3 protein-coding genes are annotated in these 7,117 nt (G+C 40.7%); all 3 read left to right on the top strand.

Annotated elements, in window-relative coordinates:
- The coding region (gene htpG / locus ACKTT2_RS08175) for a molecular chaperone HtpG (RefSeq protein ID WP_407885513.1) at positions 1-1,663 on the top strand (1,663 nt) is incomplete at its 5' end.
- A gap of 104 nt (positions 1,664-1,767) precedes the next feature.
- Positions 1,768-2,004, top strand: coding sequence for a 50S ribosomal protein L28 (gene rpmB, locus ACKTT2_RS08170; protein ID WP_407885511.1), 237 nt, complete (start codon positions 1,768-1,770; stop codon positions 2,002-2,004).
- Positions 2,005-2,453: 449 nt separating this feature from the next.
- A complete protein-coding gene (gene hpsA / locus ACKTT2_RS08165; RefSeq protein ID WP_407885509.1) occupies positions 2,454-7,076 on the top strand; it encodes a hormogonium polysaccharide biosynthesis protein HpsA in 4,623 nt (1,540 codons plus the stop codon).
- Positions 7,077-7,117 lie beyond the last annotated feature (41 nt).

The raw sequence follows: 7,117 nt of genomic DNA, 5'->3' as shown, positions 1-7,117 counted from the left end.
GCCAATTATCGGTCACTTTGGTTTGGGTTTCTACTCCTCCTTTATGGTGGCACAGAAGGTAGAAATCGATACTCTGTCCTATCAAGACGGAGCGCAAGCAGTACACTGGAGTTGTGATGGTTCTCCACAATTCACATTGGAAGATTCATCCCGTACAACTCTGGGTACAACCATAACTCTTACTTTGCAAGAAGAAGAACAGGAGTACTTAGAACCCGCTCGCGTTAAACAGCTGATCAAAACTTACTGCGACTTTATGCCCGTACCCATCAAACTTGATGGTGAGGTCATCAACAAGCAAAGGGCTGTTTGGCGTGAGTCTCCTAGTAGTTTGAGTAAAGAAGATTATCTGGAGTTTTACCGCTATCTGTACCCTTTCCAAGAAGAACCTTTGCTCTGGGTGCATCTGAATACAGATTATCCTTTCATTATCAACGGGATTTTGTACTTTCCTAGGATGAAGCCGGATGTTGATGTGACGAAAGGGCAGATTAAGCTGTTCTGCAATCAAGTTTTTGTCAGCGACCACTGTGAAGAAATTATTCCACAGTTCTTGCTGCCAATGCGAGGTGTGATTGACAGTACTGATATTCCCTTGAATGTGTCGCGGAGTGCTTTACAAACCGATCGCACCGTGCGGAAAATTGGGGATTACATTGCTAAGAAGGTGGGCGATCGTCTCAAGGAACTGTACCGAGACAATCGCGAACAGTACGTCAGCGCGTGGAAAGACTTGGGTACTTTCGTTAAATTTGGCGTTTTGAATGACGAGAAATTTAAGAAACAAGTGGAAGACATCATTGTTTTCCGCAGTACCTATCAACCAACGAGTAAGCAACAACCAGCAGATAACCCAACAGTTGAAGTTGAGGTACAATCTCAAGAAGGTGATGTTTGGCAAGATGTAACTCCCAATTCTGAGTCTTCAGCCCCAACTTCCCAGTTACCATACACTACCCTAAAAGAGTATCTGGAGCGAAACAAAGAACGTCACGAAAACCGTGTCTTATACGCTACCGATGAAGCGTCACAGGCAACTTACATAGAACTGCACAAAAATCAAGGTTTGGAAGTCCTGTTTATGGACTCCTTCATCGACACCCACTTTATCAACTTCTTAGAGCGGGAATATAATGAAGTTAAATTTACACGGGTAGATTCTGACTTAGACAACACCTTGCTGGATAAAGAGCAAGATAAGGAGATTGTCGATCCCAAGACAAATAAAACTCGGAGTGAAACTGTTAAAGAGCTGTTCGAGAAAGCTCTTAACAAACCCAAGGTGAACATCCGTACCGAAGCTTTGAAAGCAGACGATCCCCAAGGAACGCCACCTGCTATGGTGCTGTTACCAGAAATCTTACGTCGCTTGCGGGAAATGAACGCTTTGATGCAGCAACAACAAGCAGAGTTTCCTGAAGACCATGTTTTGCTAGTCAACACGTCTCACCCACTGATTCAAAATCTGGCAAGTCTTAGCCAAGGCAGTATTATTCAAGGAGAAGGCGAGTCACCTACCGGGCAGCTTGTGAAGATGATTTGCCAACATATATACGATTTGGCACTCATGTCTCAGAAGGGTTTTGATGCTGAAGGAATGAAATCTTTTGTTGAGCGTTCTAATGACGTGCTCACCAAGCTGACTCAAGAAGCAACAAAATAGCTCTAGCGACGAGATAGCCAAAAAATCAGGACAAACTGCCACCCACTGAGCGAGCAATTCTATACAATAAGAGATCGTGTCCAAAAAAATTGGAGAACTTGAATATGTCTCGTCGCTGCGAATTAACTGGCAAGAAGGCAAACAACGCCTTTGCTATCTCTCACTCTCACCGTCGTACCAAACGCCTTCAGCAAGTCAACCTGCAAACTAAGCGTATTTGGTGGGAAGAAGGAAACCGTTGGGTGAAAATGCGTTTATCAACCACAGCCATCAAAACCCTCGATCGCAAAGGATTGCAAGCAATGGCGAAAGAAGCTGGAATTGACCTCAGCAAATACTAAGGGAACTGGTTTTTCCCATTCAACCTTTAAAGTATCTTCTACTGCCTCCCCTTTATGGGGAGGCTTTTAATATTTTTGTCTTAATTTTTGATTAACTGATATCTTTTGCTACTAGGTGGGTAACCTAAGCTTACTATCTAACATTATCTTCATGAAGTTCTTTGCTTTGAATCACATCTTTGCAAAGTTCATGTAAACCTATGGTTTTATTATTCTTTTTCAGGTATAAATTAGGTAATTCTAATGATATTAGTGTTATCTAAGAAGCTGAAATACCATTCTTGAAGAGAATCGTTTGATACTGCGAGCGGTCTTGCGTTATGGCTATGCAAGGCTAATAAGTGGTGTCAAAAACTTTATCTTTGCCTGCATAGTTTTGTTAGGCGTAGTTCAACAATAGTAAACATTTTAAAGAAACCAGCATTAAATTTCTCTACAGGGAAGTGACTATGAAGCGAAATAGCAAGTTAGTTAAGGCTACGAAAAATTTCTACCAAAAGCTTTGCAGTTCCTCTCCATCGACAATTAAAGAGCAAAGTTTGTGGCTGCTGCGAGCTTTCTTAGTTACCAGGAAACAGTCCGACTGGGTGAATGCTGGTTTTGTGTTACCAACAGTCGCAATGGTAGCTTTGGTTGTTGTACTACTGACAACGGCAATTTTATTTAGGTCTTTTGAACGTTCTAAAAATGCGAGTAACGTTCGGGTTAATGAGACTGCTCTCAACGCTGCATCTCCTGCATTAGATCGTGCCAGAGCTAAATTGACTAAACTATTTGATGACCGTCGTTTGCCACGAGCAACACCAACAGATGTTGCAATTGACGGTCATTTAAAAAGTTATCTAAAAGAATATACTTTAGGTGATGAAACTCCATTAAATCTAGAGTATCAGGATACATCACAAACACCTGCAAAAACAATAGAAATGAAAACAGCGTGGATGTATCCTGTTGATACTGATAATAATGGTAAATTTGATAGCTACACCTTGTATGGAATTTACTTTAAAAATCCTCCTGTAAGTAATAGTAAATATACTCGTGCCAGAAATCCTCTAGAAGCAAGAACTCCACCCATGATTACTGGTGAAGTGAGTGCAAGTTGTGAAGATACCGTTGGTACTAGTGCTCTATTAGTAGGTAGTTCCGGTTGGCTGAATATTAGTGGTCAATTGAAAAAAAGCTTTTTTGTTTATACTGCAACTGTCCCTATTACTAATTCTAGTCCACCTACAGGATATGAAACTTATAAAGGTAATAAAGGGTTTTCTGCTTTAGAGTATCAACAAGATCGCGTACAATTACCTTTAGTTAATAATGCTGTTGTTTATGAAGATGACATTGCATTAGCACCAGGTACTGATTTCAACCTAAATGGACGAATTATTACTAATAGTAACTTTATTACTGGAGGTGTCGGTAAAGCTAACGTTAGATTATATCAAGTAAGTAGTGACGAGTCTTGTTTTTACGATCCTGAAAACGCCAAAATTATCATTGGTGGAAATTTAGGTGGAGGTGGTTTCACAGACGCCAGTGATTTGAATAACGGTACTAAAGTAGATTTATATAATGGAGAAGGAGTTAACCCTTCTTCATCTCCAATTGTTAAAGATAATAAATCGGTTGATGCTGTACCTACAGATATAGCGTACAACAGCTTAGCTTATGTGAAACGCATCAATCGCTTAGTTAGTGCTCAGATGGATAATCTAGTAACAAGCGATCCGAAGGAAGTTAAAGATGGTATTCAAAAAGAAAAGCAGAAACTAGGTTTATCTAGCTATTCTTTAGAAGAAGAAGAGCGACTCCGAAGACAACAGCTAGAGCTTTATTTCAAAAGACGTACTCGGCGAGTACCGTACAAAGAAGTTGCATTTGATAAAAACAGTGACAATAGCGTTGTTTTCGGTGCTTATGCATCTCCCACAAGTAATCCCCTTAAAGGTAGTGGTGAAACTCTTCGTCCACCGGATGAGTGGATATATCCAAATGATCCTACAGATGGTACAACAGCTACTAACTACGCAAAACTAACGCTAAAGACCAATAGTGATAAACTACTTCCAGGTGCAACTGAACCAAATAAATTACAACTAGTTTATAAAGATAAAGAACAGTACTTGGGCGATCGCGTTTTAATTGGTAACAACTTACCTCAAATCTGGTGGGATCAAGTCAAAGATAAGTTTGTTGGTTCGGGACGATTCGATACTCAAGATATTAAAGATAAGAAATGGAATGATGGCGATGGAGTTCGTAATCGCCGTACCCGCATAGAGCAGCTCGCTGATTTAGGAGCAATTGAACGAGATAAAGATTGGGAACTAGCAGCTGCTGAAAAGCCAGATATAGCTAGTCAAGATTATACGAATGGTGGTTTGCGAGTTATTACTGGTGCTGGGATTTATATGCCAAATAATTTGACAGTCGCTAGTTCAGCTACTGATTTCACTGCAGCTAAAACTGCTACGGACAGAATTTGGTCAGATATGATGCCAGTACCTTCTGCTACAGCTACAGTAGGTAACGTTATAGATAGCAGGAGTGACTTCAATGGCTTTGATTACAGCACAATTAAGCTACCAAATGCTAATACATCGTACCTCCGGATGAGAGCTAGTGTTGTGTATCATTACGCTGGTGTTTCAGGTACATACGACAAGACAAGTCCTACACCTATTGCATGCGTTAGTAGTTACTACGATCCTACAAATAGTACTACAGCAAAAAATCGAGACGTAGCAGCGATTCCCTATGACAAAGCTCCTGGAGGTAACTCTAATAACGGTATAGCTTACGGACCTCCTACTAAATCTGTCACTGATTACCAAGCAGTACTGAACTACCAAGCTGAGCTAAAGTATCCCAATGGACGATGGGTGAATGAACCGCTCAAAAACGCTTTAGCAAAAGCTTCTAATCGTACTCTTTCAGAGAGGTCTGCCATTGATTCTGCACTTTGTGCTTTACAAATTTTAGATGGTAGCATTAGTGCCAATGATTCTATTGTTCCTCATGGTGCTATTAAAGAAACTGCTTTTTTAGATGCACGGCAAATAAAGGCTATTCATCAGGACAATACTGCAACCCCTCTAGTTTTAGAAACTTTTACTAATGCTGATGAGGGTGCCAATGTCCCTTCTGATGCTGAGTATTCGCTTCCTCTAGAAGACCGTCAACCTTTAGAAATTCGCGCTACCGTTTTAGATATCGATTTACTTAGAAAGAAAAAGATTGGTAGCGCAACACCAGCACAAGAATATTTAGTACCAAATAGCGGTATTGTTTACGCTACTCGAGATGATGCACTTTTGGATTTAAGCGCTACAAAATCTGCAATAGGTTCAAATACACAAAAAGAGGAAAAACAGAAAACAGAAAGCCCTGTAGACTTTATTCTCGATCCAACTCGGCGTCCCAACGCAATTATGCTTGTGAATGGGTCTGAGATCCTTCGGGAAGAGAACTATAGAGATGCAGAAAAAGGATTAATTCTAGCTTCTAACCTACCAGTGTATATCTTAGGTAATTTTAATAACCACACTCAACAGGAGTTTAAATCTCCTAATGAGTTAGCAGATGATTGGAGCAACTTTTACACTCGCGTTAAAGCTAATCTTAATCCAAACTTTGCTTGTCGTAAAAGCGATCCAAGGCTACCCAATTGCACAACAGGTGACAAATGGCGACCTGCAAGCATATTGGCAGATAGCATAACCCTACTGTCTAACAACTATAGATTGGGCTTTCGCAATGAGGGAGATTATGACCTTAACAATAACTTGGGAGACGCTCCTTCAATTAAGGGGTTTAAGCAAAATGGGTTCTTGACTAACGCTTATGTGCCTAATGCTAGTTGGTACAATGCCAGTGGAACTGACATCGGTTATCCCAAAGATCACGAAAGCAGTATTACAAACAACCAAGGAAGTTCTTACCTCAACAATTTTGTCACCCCAATTCAGCGACGAGCAAACTTCCATGAGTATTTGATGGAAGTGTGTCCCAAATTACCTGTTTCAGAGTGTGGTTCTGATGATTGGTTTGTGGATTTGCATCCCACCGATTCAAAAAATACAACAAATCGCAAACACACATGGGATATTTCTGGTGGCATTGTGAGTAAGCCATTAAATACTTTAGAGTCGGGTTCTACAGCTACTGCTGCTGCAACTCCATATCAGCGTTATCCCCGTCGAGTTGCTTTTAAACGCAGTTCTAGTGGCGAGTTGGTTATAGATGCCTCTGGTCGCCCTACTCCATTGGGAATTGATTCAACAGGTACGGGTACAGTGCAAGAGTATCCATATAGCGGTGCTACCTACCCCCGCTCAGTAAATAATGCTCTTTGGTTTAAAACTACTACAAAGACCGATCCAAAGATGGATAATGACATTAACAAGGATGATGTTAACAATTCATTATTGCTTGCTAACGAGCCTTTAAGTGCAACAAAGGAAAGCCAACCGCGTTTGCTACCAGTTCTACAAATTACTAGACCTTTTGGTACTCCGTCAACTCAGGTATCTGATAAAGTGGGTCCTAGCAGTAGTGGCACGAATAATGTTCACGGAAACTGGTTGCAAGTAGCTACTGTAACAACATTTAATCTAGCAGCTGCCGCAGGAGACACTCCAGCTCGTTCTACAGAAGACAATGGTGGTCTACACAACTTTGTACGCTTTTTAGAAAACTGGAACCCAACAGGTACTACAGCAGATGCCGTTAAAGCTAGAATAAGTGGCTCCTTTATTCAAATTAAACGAAGTGCATATGCAACTGGACCATTTAGAGCATTGCTTAGTGGCGAATATCAAATTGTAGGTAACCAAAGTAGAGCTCCCTTTTATCTTGCTCCTGACCGACAATGGGGTTATGATGTGGGGCTACTGTCTCAATCGCCAGACTTATTTGCTCAAAAACTAGTTAGAACTCCTGATGAATTGCCCGATGAGTATTTCCGAGAAGTGAGCCGAGATGATGTTTGGGTAAAAACATTGTTGTGCGCTAAAAAAGCTGACGGTAGCAATAGTTATGCTGTTGATTCAGATCAACGTTCTTGCAATTAAGTAATTAAATATTAGAGGCTAAAGCAAACTGGCAGAAATAA

Source organism: Scytonema hankhaensis NUACC26 (assembly GCF_045865695.1).
In the GTDB taxonomy this organism is placed as follows: domain Bacteria; phylum Cyanobacteriota; class Cyanobacteriia; order Cyanobacteriales; family Nostocaceae; genus Scytonema.
Note: the sequence above shows the minus strand (reverse complement) of the source record. Positions and strands in the feature narration are given on the sequence as shown.